Below are 15676 nucleotides of genomic sequence, written 5' to 3'. Positions count from 1 at the left end.
TGCGAACCGTCCTTGTCAAGGCCGAGCGCTCATCGCCACCTGAACCTAATGTGGTGCGGATGAAGCAGCTGGTTGTGGCGGGTGCTGCGTTCTTGCTGGGTGATGACGCGGCGGACACGGTAGTGGACTACGTCACGGTGCTCACCAGGCTCTCCAGCGCGGACGCGATCGAGCTCAGAGCACGCACCATGGATGGTCGCGAGACAACGATCTACTTCGTCGTGAACTCTGCAACCTCCGTGCTCGCTCAAAGTGTGTCGGAGGACGGTCCGGAACCCGACAACCGCGCTCCGGTCAACTACATGCGTCAAGCGATTCAACGCATCGACCCCAGCACGGAGTCCTACCTCTGGGGACCGGAGTCGGCGGACGAGTAGGCGCGGACGGACGGCCTTGCCATGGCGTTGACGCTGATCGGGGCGGGCACCCGTCAGCCGAATTGGGCGACGGCGTGAGCGATGACCAGGGCCAGCATGACGAATCCGGTGAACGACTCGAGTGCCATCAGCGCCTTTGCCCTGGTCGTGAGCGGCATCGTGTCGGTCGGGCTGAACGCCATGGCGTTCGTCAGCGAAAAGTAGAGGTAGTCGACGAACGTGGCGGCCCAGTCGCTCTTCGCCGATGATCCGATCGCTACCTCGACGACCGTGTCGTGGTCTTCGTCCTGGGGAAATCTGAAATCCGCCTTCTGCAGCTTCGATCTCGGCTGGGTGGCGCGCGCGACCGGACCGCCTCGGTCCAGGCACCAATACAGCACGGCGAATGCGATCACGTTGGTGGCCCACACCTGCAATGAGGCGAGCAGGAGAGTTCCGCCCTGGTTGGACTTGTGGGTGAGTTGGAGGATCAGCAGCACGAGCGTGACCTGGTTAGCCGCGACGATCAGGAGCGCAAGGCCGACCTCGCAGAGGCGGGACAGGCGGGTCTCTCTCGTGTAGTGGTGCGGATTGAGGATGATCAACGGAATCAGCACCAGCACGCCGATCGCGACCACCACGTATCGCTGAACCTCGAAGAGGCCGCTCGGCAGGAACGTGTAGAGCGCGAGCGCGACGAGCACGGCGATGACGACCGGCCAGCGGTGTTCGGGTCGCGCGGTTCTTTCCTCACGATCCATGCGCACGTCCTCCGTCCTCGAGGCACCACCCGATCTCGCCGGAGCGGTACCCACCAGAGGAGGACGCTATTCGCTCCGAGCTGCGGGAGGAATCCCTTGACACGCTGCCCGCGGGTGCCGCGCACTGAGGCGAGCGTGACGCAGCAGGTTACGGTCACGGGCGAGTTGCCGGGATGACGGGGATCTCGAGGGTGGAGGCGTGTGCGGGAGTCCATACGATCGTCGCGTTGCCGTTCCTGCTCGGCTCGTAGTGGGTGGGGAAGTGTCCGAAGAAGGGGTTGCGGGGTTGGAGGTAGCGACCGGCAACCATGAGTCGTAGGCTCTCGCCGGCCCTGAAGAGCGTCGAGGAAGAGCTGAGCGGGATCACGATTTCCATCAGTTCTCCGTCACGGACCGGCAGGAGGGTGCGGAAGGTGTGTTCCGGCTGGTGCGGCAGGCTGAGCTCGGTGTCGAGTTCTCGCAGGGCGAGGCGCAGTCTGCCCTGGGCGACGTGGTCGCGGCCGTACCCGTATGAACCCTCGAACGGGATGGGAGTGCCGTTCGTCCGCTTCTCGATCCCGACGAAGAGGCGTGGGTCGTTGGCGCCCTCGGTGGACAGGTGGACGCGTAGTGTCATCGGGCCGCTGAGTTCGGTGTCCTCCTCGAAGCGGTAGTCGAATGCGGCCGCGTTGCTCTTCAGGTCGAAGGTGACGCCGCCGTTGTCGGTCGGTGCGGTCGTGGTGAGTTCTCCGTTCGGTCCCAGGTGCAGTTGACGCCATTCGGTCCGTGCCAGTGGCCACTCCTGTTCGGCGCGGACCTGGATGATGTGGCTGCCACGGTCGCGTACTTCCAGGCGCATGGGCGGCAACTCGGGCACGTCCTCATGGCGGAGGTAGCGGTCGAAGAAGGCGAGCTGGTGTCGGCGGGCGTCATCGCCGTAGAACGTGGCCCATTTCGGGCCACGGTGCGCGTAGGCGTGTCGGTGTTCAGAGCCGACCTTCTGGAAGGCTCGCATCGAGCCCACGCTGTGCAGGTTGTCGTCGGAGAAGCTCGTGCACTCCAGGATCGGCACGGTGATCTTGGGCAGGTCTGGAGTGAGTTTGTCCCACCACTCGTCGCGGAGCGGATGCTTCTTGCGCTCGATGGCGACGTTGGTGTTGAGTTTGGCGACCTTGTTGGTGAGGAAGAGCCAGATTCGAGCGAAGCCGTCCTCGACGACGCCGCCGGGGGTGAAGAAGTCGCGGTATGCGTCGGTGAAGCCCTCCCACGGGCAGATGGCCTTCAGGGCGGGGGGATTGAGGGCGGCAACCTTGTATTGAGAAAGCGCGAGGTAGGACACTCCGAGCATTCCGACCTGCCCGCTCGACCAGGGCTGAGCGGCCGCCCACGCGATGACCTGCGAGATGTCGTCGGCCTCCTGGTCCGAGAGGAGATCGCCGCGGCCTTCCGAGTGACCGCCGCCGCGGGTGTCGAGATTGATGACCGCGTAGCCGTGCTGCGCCCACCAAACGGGGTCAGGGGCCTCCCAGCTGGTCTGATCGGAGATCCGCAGCGGTGCCGGCTGGTTCATGATTCGGAACTGCGGGTTCAGCGACCACTTGCCGCGCTTGAGCTTCGGAACAGAGTCTTTGCCGTATGGATGCGCAGACAACAGAACCGGGAGCGGGTCGTGTACGCCGGCCGGGCGGAACAGGTTCAGGCGCAGGGTGACACCGTCGCGCATCTTCACGGGAACGTCCTCGTCCTTCCGGACGTCGGTGCCCATCTCGTAGACGGTCACCGGTGGGTGCAGGGCCGCCCTGCGCCGGCTTGTGGCGTAGGCCGCCTTACCTGGACGCTTCCATGGCTTGTCGATCGAGGGGTTCTTCATGATGGAGCCTTCCAATGTGATATTGAGTGACGTTCTGTAGCTCTTGAGCGGCACTCTATATCACAGAAGCGATGCTGTCCATATGAATATGAGCGTCGCTCTAGATCATGATGTAGAGTGCATCCATGGCCGTGGATCCAACCGCTGATAGCGACAGTCGCAGCCGTCAAAAGCGTGTGGGCGAGATGCTCCGGGAAGACACTCGCCAACGGTTGCTCGAGGCCGCCGCAGTGGAGTTCCCGGCTCACGGTTACGCGGCGACCACGGTGACCCGACTCGCCGCGGCAGCAGGCGTGTCCTTGCAGACCCTGTACCTCGCCTGGGGCAGTAAGCGTGCCCTGCTCCGCGCATACATGGAGACTGCACTCGCTGACGGCGCCAGCTCACCCGAAGATGCGGCTCAACGATTCCCCGCCGACATGCCGCCGCGTGAACGCCTTGACGAACTCGCAACCCTCGTCAGCGAGATCGCCGAACATGCCTCGACCGGATGGACCCTCTACCGCGACGCAGCAGCCGTCGACCCCGAGATAGCCGACGACTGGAACGAGCTGCAATTACTGCGACACGGTCTGTTCACTCGCATCATCGGCGCCATCCCCGACCAGGCCCTTGCGCCCGGCCTGACCAGGGAGTCCGCGATCGACACCGCCTGGGCGATCGCCAGCCCTGAATCCTTCGAACTCCTCACCCATCGCCTCCGCTACACCAACCACGAGTTCACCGCCTGGATGAAACGAACCCTCCCCGCAGCACTCCTCGCGCCTCCTACGTCCATCGCAGAGTACTCCGCTGTCACCCAGCCGCCCCGCCACTAAGGACTTCCCATCGCTGACTGCTGACGTGGTGCAGGCATTATGGATGGTCGCGAGACAACCCTTGACACGGCACTTCTATTTTAGAAGTATCAACGCATGAGCCTTTTCATCACCTGCCCGGTCGAGAGCGTCGAGCGCGCGACGGCCTTCTACGCAGCTCTCGGCTGGACCCTCAACGCCGAGATGTCCGATCACAACGTGTCCTGCTTCTCGATCGCACCCGAGCAGTACGTCATGCTCGGCAGTCGCGAGATGTACGCGAGCGTCGGCGCCACCGAGGAACGGGTGGGTGGGCCAGACACACCCTCGAAGGTGACGGTCTCGTTCGACCTCGCCAGCCGCGAGGCGGTCGACGAGCTCGTCGACCGCGCCGCAGCAGCAGGCGGACGGGTCGGGGACACGGATGACTACCCGTTCATGTACCAGCGCCAGTTCGACGACCCCGATGGGTACCACTACTCGCCGTTCTGGATGAAGCCGGACGCCGATCAACCAGCGTGAGCGATCTCAAGGCCGCCCTCGACATCCTCGGCCCACGGTGGGCACTTCTTATCGTGGAGCGCCTGCTCGACGGGCCTCAGCGATACGGCGACCTCCAACGTGACCTCGGAGCCGGCACGGCCATGCTCGCGACCCGCCTGCGCGAGCTCGAGGAGGCAGGGGTTCTCTACCGCCTGCCCCTCCGGCACAACACGCGGGCCTACGCGCTGACAGAACGCGGGCTCGCCTTGCGCGAGGCCATCCTCGCGCTCGGGCGCTGGGGTGCCGAGGTGGTCTAGGCGCTCGCGGCACGGCGCGCGTCACTGCCTGACGGCCGGCCAGGATCCTTGCGGTTCACAGGTCCGTTGAACAGGCGCACGACCTCTTCGACCGAATGGCCTTTCGTCTCCGGCAGGAAGAAGTAGACGAAGACCACCCCGATGACGCACAGGATGGCGAAGATGATCATCACCCATCCCAGCCCGATCCCCACTTGCAGGATGGGAAAGACCAGCACGAGCGCGTAGTTCGCGAGCCAGTCCGCCGCGGCGCCAAGACCCGAAGCGCGGCCGCGAACAGCCGTGGGGAAGACCTCGCCCTGGAGCAGCCATCCGGTCCCGCCGATACCGATCGCAAAACATGCGATGAACAGCGAGAACGCCACCAGGATGACCACGAGCTGCGGCACACCGCTCATGAACGACGCACCGTATGCGCCGATGAGGAGGAACACGGTCATCCCGGTGTAGGCGCCGATGGCGAGCCGTCGACGTCCGACGCTGTCGATGAAGCGGAACGCGAAGTACGTGGCGACGACGTTCACGACGGCGAGGATGCCCGCCGCGTACACGCCGAAGACCTCGGACTGAACCGCCGACGTGCCCGGGTGCGCGAAGTACGGGGTGAGCAGGTGCGGTCCGTAGTAGAACGCGACGTTGATGCCGGTGATCTGCTGCAGAACGAAGAACACGCAGACGATGAGGAGCGCGCGCCGCACCGGCTTCGTCCACTGGGTCTGCCCGACGGTGCGTTCCTTCTCCTCGTGCACAGCGAGCGCTTCGGCGTGGACTTGCTCCGGCGTGACATCCAGCCCGAGAGCGCCGAAGGCCTTGACGGCCTTCTCCTCCTTGCCGCGTTCGAGGAGCCACCTGGGTGACTCGGGCATGCGGGCTCGCATGACGAGCGAGACGATCGCGGGGATGAACCCGATTCCGAGGAGGATGCGCCAGTCGACTGTGGATGCCGACCCCGGTGCGATCAGCAGCACGATGACCGCGATCACGTATGCCGAGAGGATGCCGATGGTGATCATCCACTGCTGGATGATGGCCAGCGAACCCCGTCGGCGCTTCGGAGCGAACTCGGAGATGTAGGCGGTGGCGATAGCCGAGTCGGCGCCGATGGCGATGCCGATGATGAGTCGTCCGACGGTGAGCGTGACCGGCTCGAACGCGAATGCCGAGATGAGCGAGCCGACCGCGAACAGCCCGGAGTCGATGAGCAGGAGCGACTTGCGCCCGAATCTGTCGGTGAGTGGACCCGCGGCGAGTGCCCCCACGAATGAGCCCAGCGACGCCCCGGCGACGATGATGCCGATCGCCACGGGGCCGAGGGCGAACGGGAGGAAGACCAGCGCCGAGCCGATGTTCGAAGAATCGAATCCGAACAGGAACCCGCCGATGGTAGCCAGCACGGCCAGGTAAATGTAGAACCGGCCGATGTCTCGTGTGTCGAGCGTCTCAAGGAGCCCGGGCTTCGTGCTCTCCATGAACCGGACGCTACGCCCATACCCCCAACTCGGGGGACATTGCCATCCCTATTCGGGTCGGGGCGCCCATCCTTCCGCGGGCCACGCGGGGTGGGCCTGGGGCGGCGCGGCGAAGATGCGGCCGTAGATGTCGTCGATGACGGTGTTCTTGTCGAGGTTGTAGGAGTCAGGGTTGTCGGCGGTCTCGACCGCCAGTCGCCGCTTCGCCGCGGCGTACAGCTCGCGGTCGTCGTCGTGCGTGCGGAGCCAGTCGCGGAACAGCAGGTGCCGGAGGGGCTCGGGCGAGCCGGCTTGGAAGACGTGGAGGTTCACGCCGCCATCCGCGCGCACCAGCATGCGGTGCCCGTTCCACCACGGTTCGCGCAGCACGTGGCGATACCCCGCTGCCTCAAGTGCGGGCACGTATGCGGCCTCGTCTGCCGGATCCGCGACCTGCACGTCGACGTCGATGATCGGTTTCGCCGGTAGCCCGGGAACGGAGGTCGAGCCGACATGCTCGATGCGGATGATCGTCCCTCCGAGCGTGCCGATGATGAGCTGTGCTGCACGCGCATACTCCGACGGCCACGAGGGGTCGGGTTCGACGATGACGATCGGCTCCGTGCCCGGGGCGTTGTCGCCGACCCAGCGGGCGAGTTGGTGGTCCTCGTCGCCGACGCGGCGCTCGACCAGCTCGGGCGGATAGGAGTCAGGGTTGATCGGCACTTCTGAATCCTGTCACCGAACGGTGACGTCGATCGTGTGCCATCCCGTCGCGCCGGTCGGAGGCGGCGGCGCGACGACGGAGGTCTGCGTCTCGCCGTCCGCGTTCGTGGCACGCACCTGAAGCGTGTGGTGGCCGCTCGCGGCATCCCACTCCAGCACCCACTGACGCCAGGTGTCGGCCGATACTGTGTCGGCGAGGCGGGCCTGCTGCCACGGGCCGTTGTCGACGCGCACCTCGACGGCGCGGATGCCGGTGTGCTGGTCCCACGCGACCCCGGCGACGGCGTAGCGTCCGGCCGCGATCGATCCGCCGTTTCGTGGTCGATCGATTCGGGACTCGGTCTTGATCGGACCCTTCGCCGCCCATCCCTTGTCGGTCCAGTACCCCATCGCCCGGTCGAAGCGGGTCACCGTGAGCTCCGTGAGCCACTTGGTCGCAGAGACATACCCGTAGAGCCCTGGCACCACCATCCTGACCGGGAAGCCGTGCTCGAGCGGCAGCGGTGAACCGTTCATGCCGACCGCGATGAGCGCGTCGGTGCCGATGTCCGTCAGCACATCGAGGGGAGTGCCAGCGGTGAAGCCGTCGACACTGCGGGACAGCACCATGTCGGCGGATGACTCCGGTTTCACCCTGCTCAGCAGCTTGCGCACCGGATATCCAAGCCAGGTGGCGTTTCCCACCAGGTTGCCGCCCACCTCGTTGGAGACGCACGCCAGGGTGATCGTGTGCTCCTCCAGCGGCAGCGCGAGCAACTGCGCGAAGGTCAGGGTGAGCGGTTCGCCGACCATGCCGTCGATCGTCAGCTTCCACGTGTCGGGGTCGACCGCCGGAATCTGCAGCGCCGTGTCGATGCGGTAGAAGCCGGCGTTCGGTGTGACATACGGCGTGAGGCCGCTCAACCGCAGATCGCTGCCTTGAGGGATGGCCGGTGCCGGCTTCACCGGCTTGGGGAGTCGTACCAGTGCGCGGGCGGAGGTGACCGCGATGCTGCCGGCGTTGATGACGCGCGCGATCGTTCCTGCGACCACGGCGACAGCGCCGACGCCGATGCCGAAGGCGAGGAACGACCGACGGGAGGGAGCGCCGCTGCCCGGCACGCGCGACGGCTGGGAGTCGCGCATCCAGGTGCGCAACCGGTCGAGCAGCGTCACGAGCACATACACGCCGACCAGGGTGCCCGCGACCGTGGGGAGCAGCCACCAGTAGTTCGCATCGGCGCGCGTCATGACCGCGACCAGGGCGATCGCCCCGACCGCACCCAGAAGGACGGCGCCGAACGGACGCCTGAACAGCTCGAGGATGCCGGCCAGACCCGCCACGATCAGCACGACAAGTCCGAGACAGACGAAGAGGACGACCTTGTCACCGGTGCCGAACAGCGAGATGACCAGCTCTTTGAACCAGGCTGGTGTGAGATCGATCACCCACGAGCCGACCGCGAAGAGCGGTGAGGATGGCGCGCCGACGAACGCTGCAGCGACTTCGGACACCGCCCAGCCCGCGACCGCCGCGACGAGCCCGCACGCCGCCGCCGTGAGGTACAGAACGCGACCGCGTGGAGCGAGTGCGACGGTCGACATGAGCCACAGCATAGGTCGGCGGCCCGATGGAAGAGCCGTGGGCGAGAATGAGTGAATGGCATTCGCAGCAGAGGGTACGCACGTGAGCGTGCGTTACTTCGCTGCCGCCGCAGAGGCGGCGGGGCGCGAGGAGGAGGCCCTCTCCGTCGAGCCCGCGACCGTCGGCGCGTTGCGCCAGCTTCTCACGGAGAGATACGGCGAGCCGATGACACGGGTGCTGGCATCCGGCTCCTTTCTCGTCGACGGTGTCGCCACCCGTGATGCGTCGCGGATCGTCGAAGCGCGCGTGGATGTGCTGCCTCCGTTCGCCGGCGGCTGAGACGCCTGCGAACCGATGCTCACGGGGCAGGATGGTGGGATGACCACCTCCCCCGACGAAAGGCCGAACCTCACCCACGTGCGAGAGGACGGCACCGCCCACATGGTCGACGTGGGCGAGAAACCGGTGACCGCCCGTCGCGCGAGTGCCGAAGCGACGCTGATCACCCGGCCGGATGTCGTGGCGGCGGTCTTCGACGGGTCGCTACCGAAAGGTGAAGCGGTCGGCACGGCCCGGATCGCCGGCATCATGGCAGCCAAGCAGACCTCGTCGCTCATCCCGCTGTGTCATCCGATCGCGCTGACGAACGTCGACGTCGAGCTGACGGCCGCAGGTGACCGCGTGTTGATCACCGCCTCCACGGCGACCACGGCGCAGACCGGCGTCGAGATGGAGGCCCTGACGGCGGCGAGTGTGACGGCGCTGACTCTGTACGACATGATCAAGGCGGTCGACCGGGAGGCGGTCATCACCGACATCCGCGTGGTGGAGAAGCACGGCGGCCGAAGCGGCGATTGGCGCCGCGCAACCATGGCCAAAGAGGTAGATGAGGGCGACCGATGACGGATGGCGTTCGCCGCGCTGTCGTCATCGTCGCGTCGACCTCGGCGGCAGAGGGGACGGCGCAGGATGCCACCGGCCCGGTTCTCGTGCGCTGGCTCGCCGACCGTGGCTGGACGGTCACAGGCCCGGTCATCGTCGCGGATGGCGAACCGGTCGCTGCAGCGCTGCGCACGGCGATCGAGGACAGCGTGACCCTCGTGCTCACGACCGGAGGAACGGGGCTTTCCCCGGACGATGCGACACCAGAGGCTACGAGTGCCGTCATCGACCGCGAAGTGCCCGGCATCGCCGAGGAGCTGCGGAGGAGAGGCGCTGAGCACACGCCGCTCGCGTTGCTCTCGCGCGGCGTCGTCGGGGTCGCCGATCGCACGCTGATCGTGAATCTTCCCGGCTCATCCGGGGGTGTGCGCGACGGTCTGGAGGTACTCGACGGGGTGCTCGACCACGCTGTTGCGGTGATCGGTGGCGCGGCACGTCACGGCGACCGATCGGTCCCCTGACTCGAATACGCAATAAAGAGGTCACATCTACCCGCGGATGCGGCGCTAACGTCATAGTTCATGACGCAATATCGCATCAGCGAAGCGGCCGAGCTGCTCGCCGTCAGCGACGACACGGTACGTCGCTGGATTCGTGACGGACTCGTGGCAGGGTCCACCGACGACGCCGGCAAGCAGGTGATCGAAGGGCCGGAGCTCGCCAGATACGCGGTGGAGGTCGCAAAGGCGCCCGCGGACACGACGGGCGTGCTGCGCAGTGCACGCAACCACTTCGTCGGCATCGTGACGAAGGTCGTCAGCGACACCGTCATGTCCCAGGTCGAGCTGCAGTGCGGCACGGCCCGCGTCGTGTCTCTGATGTCCACCGAGGCCGTCCGTGACCTCGGGCTCGAGGTCGGCTCCCGTGCCGTCGCCGTCATCAAGGCGACGATGGTGGTCGTCGAAGCCGCGAAAGAGGAGAACGAATGAACCGCAGAATGCTCGTCGGCCCGGCCGTGCTGATCGCCGCCGCGGTGGCACTGACCGGATGCGCCGCGCAGGGCACCGGAGCGGGATCCGCATCGCATTCGGCCTCCGACCCCACCTCGAACGAGGCTCTGAGCGGCGACCTGACCGTCTACGCGGCCGCATCTCTGACGGCTTCGTTCAACGAGCTGGCGGCGAAGTTCCACGCCGCCCACCCGAACGTCACCGTGAAGCCCATCGACTACGACGGCTCGCAGATCCTCGCGACCCAGATCGTGCAGGGCGCGCCCGCAGACGTGTTCGCCTCGGCGGATCAGCAGACGATGGCCACCGTGCAGAAGGCGGGTCTGACCGCATCCACACCCAAGGTCTTCGCGACGAACACCCTCGAGATCGCCGTGCAGCCTGGCAATCCGGAGAAGATCACGACCCTCTCGCAGCTGGCGGACCCGGGCATCCAGACCGTGCTGTGCGCGCCGGCGGTCCCATGCGGCGCAGCGTCACAGACGCTGCTGAAGGCAGACGGCGTGAAGGTCACTCCGGTGAGCGAGGAGCAGAACGTCACCGCCGTCGTCACCAAGGTGTCGACGGGTGCGGCTGACGCCGGACTCGTCTACGTCACCGACGTCAAGGCAGCGAAGGGAAGCGTTGCGGGGGTGGTGATTCCCGATGCTGACAAGGCCATCAACAAATACCCGATCGCCGCGGTGAAGAACGCGCCGGACGCCGCGATCGCCAAGGCGTTCGTCGCGTACGTGCTCTCCCCCGCCGGACAGAAGGTACTGCACGCGTACGGCTTCGGGGCTCCGTGAGCGGTCCGCGCTGGTTGATCGTGCCGGCCGTTGTCGGGTTGGCGCTGATCGTCCTGCCGCTGGTCGCGCTGATCGCGAAGCTCGATTGGGCATCCGTTCCCGCCGCGATCGTCTCGCCTGAGGCACTCTCCGCGTTGTTTCTCTCCCTGTTGACTGCCGCGGCCGCGACGGTGGTGTGCGTCGTGCTCGGCGTGCCGCTCGCGCTACTGATCGCACGCACCACGTCGCGGGTCGCGGGAGTGCTGCGCGCCGTGGTCACACTTCCTCTCGTGCTTCCGCCGCTCGTCGGTGGGATCGCGCTGCTGTTCCTGCTCGGGAGGACCGGCCTGGTCGGTGCGTCGCTCGACGCTGTGGGCATCCGGATTCCGTTCACTACAGGGGCGGTCGTCATCGCCCAGTCGTTCGTGGCCATGCCGTTCCTCGTCATCGCGGTGGAGGGTGCGTTGCGTTCGGCAGGTGTGCGGTACGAGCAGGTGGCGGCGACGCTCGGCGCATCGCCTTGGACGACGTTCCGTCGCGTCACGCTCCCGCTCGTCGGGCCGAGCCTGATCGCCGGTATCGTGCTCTGCTTTGCGCGGGCACTCGGCGAGTTCGGGGCAACGGCTCTGTTCGCCGGCAATCAGGAGGGCGTCACGCGCACGATGCCGCTGGCCATCTACACCGCGTTCAACGGTGGTGGGGTCGGGCAGAACACCGCCATCGCGCTCTCTCTGCTCCTGGTCGTCGTGGCCGTGCTCGTGCTGCTCGCGATGCGGAGTTGGAGAGGGGATGTCGGGCTGTGAGCGCTTTGGTGGGGCATCCTGATTCCGGTCTCGTCGTCGATGTGTTGACAGGACGAGGTGCCTTCGAACTCGAGGTCGCGTTGCATGCTCCGGAGGGACACGTGCTCGCCGTGCTCGGCCCGAACGGAGCGGGCAAGTCGACGCTGTTGGATGTCGTCGTCGGGCGACTGCGGCCGCAGCGAGGCGGCGTGCGCATCGGCGAGCGCGTGCTGGCCGATGTCGGCTCGGGCGTGCATGTCGCGCCGGAACACCGCCGAGTCGGCCTGCTCAACCAGGCTCCGTCGCTGTTTCCCCACTTGTCTGCACTTGAGAACGTCGCCTTCGGCCCGCGTGCTGCCGGAGCGTCGCGTCGCGAGGCTCACGTCGACGCCGCACGGATGCTGGACGAGGTCGGGCTGCGCGGCTTCGAGCGCGCTCGACCGGCACGGCTCTCCGGCGGGCAGCAGCAGCGTGTCGCCCTTGCCCGTGCGCTTGCCGCTCGACCGGACGTGCTGCTGCTCGACGAGCCGTTCTCGGCGCTCGATGTGACCACAGCAGCCGACATGCGGATGCTCACGGCAGAGACCTTGCGAGATTCGGGCACCACGGCGGTGATCGTCACGCACGACGTGGTCGACGCCCTTTCCCTCGCCGATTCCTGCGTCGTGCTCGATGCAGGACGCGTCATCGACGGCGGACGTATCGACCAGGTGCTGGGGATGCCGCGATCACCGTTCGTGGCGGCGCTCGCCGGCATGAACCTCGTCGCGGGCACGTTAGTCGGAGACGGTGTGCTGCGAACGGATGACGGGTGGATGCTCCGAGGCCGAGAGTCCGAGCCGTTGCGTGCCGGAGTCAATGCCGTCGCGGCGTTCGCACCGTCATCGGCACACCTCGTTCCGGCGGGCGAGGCGGGCGTGCCTGGTGAGGCGACCACGTTGAAGGGCACCGTCGATCGATGGGAACGCGGCGTCGGCGGCGTGCAGGTTCGTCTCGTCGGAGGGCTCGCTGTCGACGTGAACCCCGCCGAGTTCGCGACGCTCGGACTCAGACGCGGCGAGGAGGTTCGGCTGCGCGTCCTCGCTGATGACGTCGCCGTGTATTCAGCCGATCGTGGTGCATCCATGCCCGCCTGACGTTTCCCGAGCGAGTCAACGATCCCGGCGCCGTGAGGTTACGGTGAACGGATGACCGCGGAACGCATCGGAGGCCGCATCGGCGATCTGCGTGGTCGTGCGCTGCGCGACCTGCGCATCTCGCTGACCGATCGCTGCAACCTGCGTTGCGTCTACTGCATGCCTCGGGAACTCTTCGGCCCGGACCACGTCTTTCTCCCCGCCGACCGCCTGCTCACATTCGACCAGATCGAGCGCATCGCTCGCGTCGCAGTGGACGGAGGCGTGACGAAGCTGCGGTTGACGGGCGGTGAGCCGCTGCTGCGCGCTGGCGTGACCGATCTCGTCGCACGGCTGAGTCGTTTGCGCCGTCCCGACGGGGGCGCCGTGGACCTGGCGCTCACGACGAACGGAACGGCTCTCGCTCATCTCGCACAACCGCTCAAAGAGGCAGGACTCGACCGGGTGACCGTCTCACTCGACAGCCTCGACGACGGGGGTTTCGCCCGGATCAGCGATACCAGGATTCCGCTGGCGCGAGTGCTCGACGGCATTCACGCGGCTCAGACGGCCGAGCTTGCCGTCAAGGTCAACACCGTGGTGCGCCGAGGTCTCAACGACGGAGAGATCGTGTCGATCGCGGAGCACTTCCGCGGCACGGGCGTGACGGTGCGCTTCATCGAATACATGGACGTGGGAACGACGAACGGATGGCGGCTCGACGACGTCGTCCCGTCGGCCGAGGTGATCGGACTGATCGGACGACGGCATGCGCTCGTGCCGGTCGAGGAGCGCGGAAGCGCGACGGCGTCGCGATTCCGCTATGCGGACGGATCGGGCGAGATCGGTGCCATCTCCAGCGTCACCGAGCCGTTCTGCGGTGCATGCACCCGGGCGCGACTGTCGGCGGACGGACGGCTGTTCACGTGTCTTTTCGCCTCGGACGGCGTCGACCTGAGGCCCGCGGCATCCCAGAGCGACGAAGCCGTCGCCGATGTGCTGTTCGGCGCGTGGCGCAGGCGTGACGACCGCTACTCCGAGTTGCGCGGCGCCGAGACGGCAGATCGTGATCGCACCAAGGTCGAGATGTCGTTCATCGGCGGCTGAGCCGACCGAGGCCCATCCGATTCAGCGCCCGGCCATGGCGGCCGAAGCGGGACCGGCGCTCCCGTGGTCCAAGCCGACCCACTCCGAGGTGCCGTCATCGAACCGCTGCCGCTTCCAGATCGGCACTCCCGCCTTGATATCGTCGACCAGCTCTGCACAGGCCTTGAAGGCCTCCGCGCGGTGCGCCGACGCCACGGCCGCAATGAGCGCGACATCGCCGACGGCGAGCTCACCCACCCGATGCGACGCAGCCACCCGCAATCCCGTCGCGTCGGCCACTCGACGGCAGCACTCGTAGAGGAATCGCTCCGCGTCCGGGTGCGCCGAATACTCCAGCGCTGTCACTCGCCTGCCACCGTCGTGGTTTCGCACCACGCCGAGGAACACGACGACTGCGCCATCCGACTCTGCGCCGACGGCGTCCCGCACCGCCGACTCGTCGAGCGGCTCCTCGCTGATCGTCGCCAGGACGACCGGGTCGTCGTGCTCGACGTCCGTGGCGTTCGTGCCGTGTGCCGCGAGCGCGGCGTCGAGGGCGAGGATGCCGCCGTCGAGGGATGACAGGCCTGGTGCGCCGGCCTCGGCGAGCGCCAGTACCGCACGTCGCGAGCGCACTCCGACCGTGCACACCACCACGACCTCGGCACCATCACGCTTCGCGGCCGCGAGCCGAGCAGCGTGCTCGGGCAGTCGCAGAGATCGCCGCTCGAGCTCGTCCATCGGCACGCACAGTGCATCGGGGAGGGACCGCAGCGCACGCTCCTCCGGGGTGCGCACGTCGACCAGCACGGGCGGATGCGCCGAGCTGAGCCGCGACAGAAGGAAGCCCGCGGTGACCGTGGCGACCGCATCCTCTCGTTCGCCGAGCCCCCCGGCCGAATACACGTCGTCGGTCAGCCCGATGACCGCCTTGGTGTCCGGACTGCTCTCGAACGGGACCTCGCGAACGCGCGCCGTTCGGGCGTCGTAGGCGAGCATGCGCCCGACGAGCGGCGTGCCGACCGCGGTGATGAGCTTCACGACCTCGGCCACGACGAGTCCGCCGATGACGGAGCAGACCGACGGGAGCACGCCGCCGACGGCGCAGTCGAGCACGTCGTCCGGATCGGGCGGTGTCGGGAAGAGGTCGCGATAGGTCGGTCCGGTCGGCCATGACACCCCGACCTGGCCGTCGTAGCGCAGTACGGCTCCCCAGACGAGAGGGATCGACGCGAGCACGGCGGCGTCAGAGCTGAGGTATCGGGTGGCGAAGTTGTCGCTGCCGTCGATCACGACGTCGTAGTCCCGAAGGATGCGCTCGGCGTTGTGGACGTCGAAGGGCACTGCATTGCCGATGAAACGGATGTCCGGGTCGATCTCCGCCACCGTGTCGGCCATCGAATCGACCTTGAGCCTGCCGACGTCCGACATGCCGTGAGCGGTCTGCCGGTGGAGGTTGGAGAGTTCGACGACGTCGGGATCCAGCACTCCGATGGTCCCGACGCCCGTTGCAGCCAGCGCGGGGACGATGGCGCTTCCGAGCCCGCCGGCTCCGATCACCAGCACCCGTGACGCTGCCAGAGCTCGTTGTGCGTCGGGGCCGAAGCCGGGCAGGACGATCTGTCTGCTGTACCGTTCCCGGGCATCCGGCGTCAGATCGTCGCCGACCAGATGCGGAGCGTCCGCGCGCGCTGAATCGGGCGGGACCATCGTTCGCCTCCTGCTGGTTCGTG

18 protein-coding genes are annotated in these 15676 nt (G+C 67.0%); 12 read left to right on the top strand and 6 right to left on the bottom strand.

Annotated features, from left to right (window positions below; translation table 11 throughout):
* Positions 1-59: 59 nt before the first annotated feature.
* Positions 60-377, top strand: a complete 318-nt coding sequence (locus tag ACYVDN_RS13010) for a hypothetical protein (RefSeq protein ID WP_460572119.1) — start codon at positions 60-62, stop codon at positions 375-377.
* Between the two features lie 53 nt (positions 378-430).
* On the opposite strand, the gene ACYVDN_RS13005 is transcribed toward ACYVDN_RS13010, so the two are convergent.
* Both ACYVDN_RS13005 and ACYVDN_RS13000 read right to left on the bottom strand, forming a co-directional pair.
* Complete coding sequence (locus tag ACYVDN_RS13005) at positions 431-1117, bottom strand: hypothetical protein (protein ID WP_460572117.1); 687 nt, start codon at positions 1115-1117, stop codon at positions 431-433.
* A gap of 154 nt (positions 1118-1271) precedes the next feature.
* Positions 1272-2966 (bottom strand): CocE/NonD family hydrolase, encoded by a 1695-nt coding sequence (locus ACYVDN_RS13000; protein ID WP_460572116.1) that lies wholly within the window; start codon positions 2964-2966, stop codon positions 1272-1274.
* Positions 2967-3151: 185 nt separating this feature from the next.
* On the opposite strand from ACYVDN_RS13000, the gene ACYVDN_RS12995 reads away from it, so the two are divergent.
* The 3 genes from ACYVDN_RS12995 to ACYVDN_RS12985 all read left to right on the top strand — a co-directional run bounded on the left by ACYVDN_RS12995 (position 3152) and on the right by ACYVDN_RS12985 (position 4563).
* On the top strand, positions 3152-3784 hold the full coding sequence (locus ACYVDN_RS12995; protein WP_460572114.1) for a TetR/AcrR family transcriptional regulator: 633 nt from the start codon (positions 3152-3154) through the stop codon (positions 3782-3784).
* Positions 3785-3880: 96 nt separating this feature from the next.
* Positions 3881-4285: a VOC family protein gene (locus ACYVDN_RS12990; protein ID WP_460572112.1), complete on the top strand. Its 405-nt coding sequence runs from the start codon at positions 3881-3883 to the stop codon at positions 4283-4285.
* Positions 4282-4563, top strand: coding sequence for a winged helix-turn-helix transcriptional regulator (locus ACYVDN_RS12985; protein WP_460572110.1), 282 nt, complete (start codon positions 4282-4284; stop codon positions 4561-4563). Before ACYVDN_RS12990 ends, ACYVDN_RS12985 begins: the two co-directional genes overlap by 4 nt.
* On the opposite strand, the gene ACYVDN_RS12980 is transcribed toward ACYVDN_RS12985, so the two are convergent.
* From ACYVDN_RS12980 to ACYVDN_RS12970, 3 genes are read right to left on the bottom strand one after another with little or no spacing between them, the layout of a single operon-like run.
* Entirely contained in the window at positions 4560-6032 is a 1473-nt protein-coding gene (locus ACYVDN_RS12980) for an MFS transporter (RefSeq protein ID WP_460572108.1), read from the bottom strand. The genes ACYVDN_RS12985 and ACYVDN_RS12980 overlap by 4 nt on opposite strands.
* A gap of 48 nt (positions 6033-6080) precedes the next feature.
* Positions 6081-6737 (bottom strand): GrpB family protein, encoded by a 657-nt coding sequence (locus ACYVDN_RS12975; RefSeq protein ID WP_460572106.1) that lies wholly within the window; start codon positions 6735-6737, stop codon positions 6081-6083.
* Positions 6738-6749: 12 nt separating this feature from the next.
* Positions 6750-8321: a molybdopterin-dependent oxidoreductase gene (locus ACYVDN_RS12970; protein ID WP_460572104.1), complete on the bottom strand. Its 1572-nt coding sequence runs from the start codon at positions 8319-8321 to the stop codon at positions 6750-6752.
* Between the two features lie 55 nt (positions 8322-8376).
* Here ACYVDN_RS12970 and ACYVDN_RS12965 point away from each other — a divergent pair, with 55 nt between their 5' ends.
* Genes ACYVDN_RS12965 through moaA form a run of 8 tightly spaced genes read left to right on the top strand, consistent with a single transcriptional unit; the run spans position 8377 to position 13964 of the window.
* On the top strand, positions 8377-8640 hold the full coding sequence (locus ACYVDN_RS12965) for a MoaD/ThiS family protein (protein ID WP_460572102.1): 264 nt from the start codon (positions 8377-8379) through the stop codon (positions 8638-8640).
* Between the two features lie 39 nt (positions 8641-8679).
* Complete coding sequence (moaC, locus tag ACYVDN_RS12960) at positions 8680-9204, top strand: cyclic pyranopterin monophosphate synthase MoaC (protein ID WP_460572100.1); 525 nt, start codon at positions 8680-8682, stop codon at positions 9202-9204.
* Positions 9201-9704: a MogA/MoaB family molybdenum cofactor biosynthesis protein gene (locus ACYVDN_RS12955; protein ID WP_460572098.1), complete on the top strand. Its 504-nt coding sequence runs from the start codon at positions 9201-9203 to the stop codon at positions 9702-9704. The genes moaC and ACYVDN_RS12955 overlap by 4 nt, the downstream gene beginning before the upstream one ends.
* Before the next feature lie 60 nt (positions 9705-9764).
* Positions 9765-10172: a TOBE domain-containing protein gene (locus ACYVDN_RS12950; protein ID WP_460572096.1), complete on the top strand. Its 408-nt coding sequence runs from the start codon at positions 9765-9767 to the stop codon at positions 10170-10172.
* Positions 10169-10981 carry a molybdate ABC transporter substrate-binding protein gene (gene modA, locus ACYVDN_RS12945; protein ID WP_460572094.1) on the top strand — a complete coding sequence of 271 codons (813 nt, stop codon included), beginning with the start codon at positions 10169-10171 and terminating at the stop codon, positions 10979-10981. The genes ACYVDN_RS12950 and modA overlap by 4 nt, the downstream gene beginning before the upstream one ends.
* A complete protein-coding gene (locus ACYVDN_RS12940; RefSeq protein WP_460572092.1) occupies positions 10978-11763 on the top strand; it encodes an ABC transporter permease in 786 nt (261 codons plus the stop codon). Before modA ends, ACYVDN_RS12940 begins: the two co-directional genes overlap by 4 nt.
* Entirely contained in the window at positions 11760-12878 is a 1119-nt protein-coding gene (locus ACYVDN_RS12935; protein WP_460572090.1) for a sulfate/molybdate ABC transporter ATP-binding protein, read from the top strand. Before ACYVDN_RS12940 ends, ACYVDN_RS12935 begins: the two co-directional genes overlap by 4 nt.
* 51 nt (positions 12879-12929) lie before the next feature.
* Complete coding sequence (moaA, locus tag ACYVDN_RS12930) at positions 12930-13964, top strand: GTP 3',8-cyclase MoaA (RefSeq protein WP_460572088.1); 1035 nt, start codon at positions 12930-12932, stop codon at positions 13962-13964.
* Between the two features lie 21 nt (positions 13965-13985).
* Here the strand turns inward: moaA and ACYVDN_RS12925 are convergent, their stop codons facing one another.
* On the bottom strand, positions 13986-15653 hold the full coding sequence (locus ACYVDN_RS12925) for a ThiF family adenylyltransferase (protein ID WP_460572086.1): 1668 nt from the start codon (positions 15651-15653) through the stop codon (positions 13986-13988).
* Between the last annotated feature and the right edge of the window lie 23 nt (positions 15654-15676).

The sequence above is a fragment of the Humibacter soli genome, assembly GCF_054779035.1.
The sequence above is the reverse complement of the archived record's forward strand: the minus strand, read 5'-3'. Positions and strand labels throughout refer to the sequence as shown.

Bases quoted from the DNA above. Each gene is read 5' to 3' on its own strand.
- ACYVDN_RS13010 (WP_460572119.1), top strand. From the start codon at position 60: ATGAAGCAGCTGGTTGTGGCGGGTGCTGCGTTCTTGCTGGGTGATGAC.
- ACYVDN_RS13005 (WP_460572117.1), bottom strand. From the start codon at position 1,117: ATGGATCGTGAGGAAAGAACCGCGCGACCCGAACACCGCTGGCCGGTC.
- ACYVDN_RS13000 (WP_460572116.1), bottom strand. From the start codon at position 2,966: ATGAAGAACCCCTCGATCGACAAGCCATGGAAGCGTCCAGGTAAGGCG.
- ACYVDN_RS12995 (WP_460572114.1), top strand. From the start codon at position 3,152: ATGCTCCGGGAAGACACTCGCCAACGGTTGCTCGAGGCCGCCGCAGTG.
- ACYVDN_RS12990 (WP_460572112.1), top strand. From the start codon at position 3,881: ATGAGCCTTTTCATCACCTGCCCGGTCGAGAGCGTCGAGCGCGCGACG.
- ACYVDN_RS12980 (WP_460572108.1), bottom strand. From the start codon at position 6,032: ATGGAGAGCACGAAGCCCGGGCTCCTTGAGACGCTCGACACACGAGAC.
- ACYVDN_RS12970 (WP_460572104.1), bottom strand. From the start codon at position 8,321: ATGTCGACCGTCGCACTCGCTCCACGCGGTCGCGTTCTGTACCTCACG.
- ACYVDN_RS12965 (WP_460572102.1), top strand. From the start codon at position 8,377: ATGGCATTCGCAGCAGAGGGTACGCACGTGAGCGTGCGTTACTTCGCT.
- moaC (WP_460572100.1), top strand. From the start codon at position 8,680: ATGACCACCTCCCCCGACGAAAGGCCGAACCTCACCCACGTGCGAGAG.
- ACYVDN_RS12955 (WP_460572098.1), top strand. From the start codon at position 9,201: ATGACGGATGGCGTTCGCCGCGCTGTCGTCATCGTCGCGTCGACCTCG.
- ACYVDN_RS12950 (WP_460572096.1), top strand. From the start codon at position 9,765: ATGACGCAATATCGCATCAGCGAAGCGGCCGAGCTGCTCGCCGTCAGC.
- modA (WP_460572094.1), top strand. From the start codon at position 10,169: ATGAACCGCAGAATGCTCGTCGGCCCGGCCGTGCTGATCGCCGCCGCG.
- moaA (WP_460572088.1), top strand. From the start codon at position 12,930: ATGACCGCGGAACGCATCGGAGGCCGCATCGGCGATCTGCGTGGTCGT.
- ACYVDN_RS12925 (WP_460572086.1), bottom strand. From the start codon at position 15,653: ATGGTCCCGCCCGATTCAGCGCGCGCGGACGCTCCGCATCTGGTCGGC.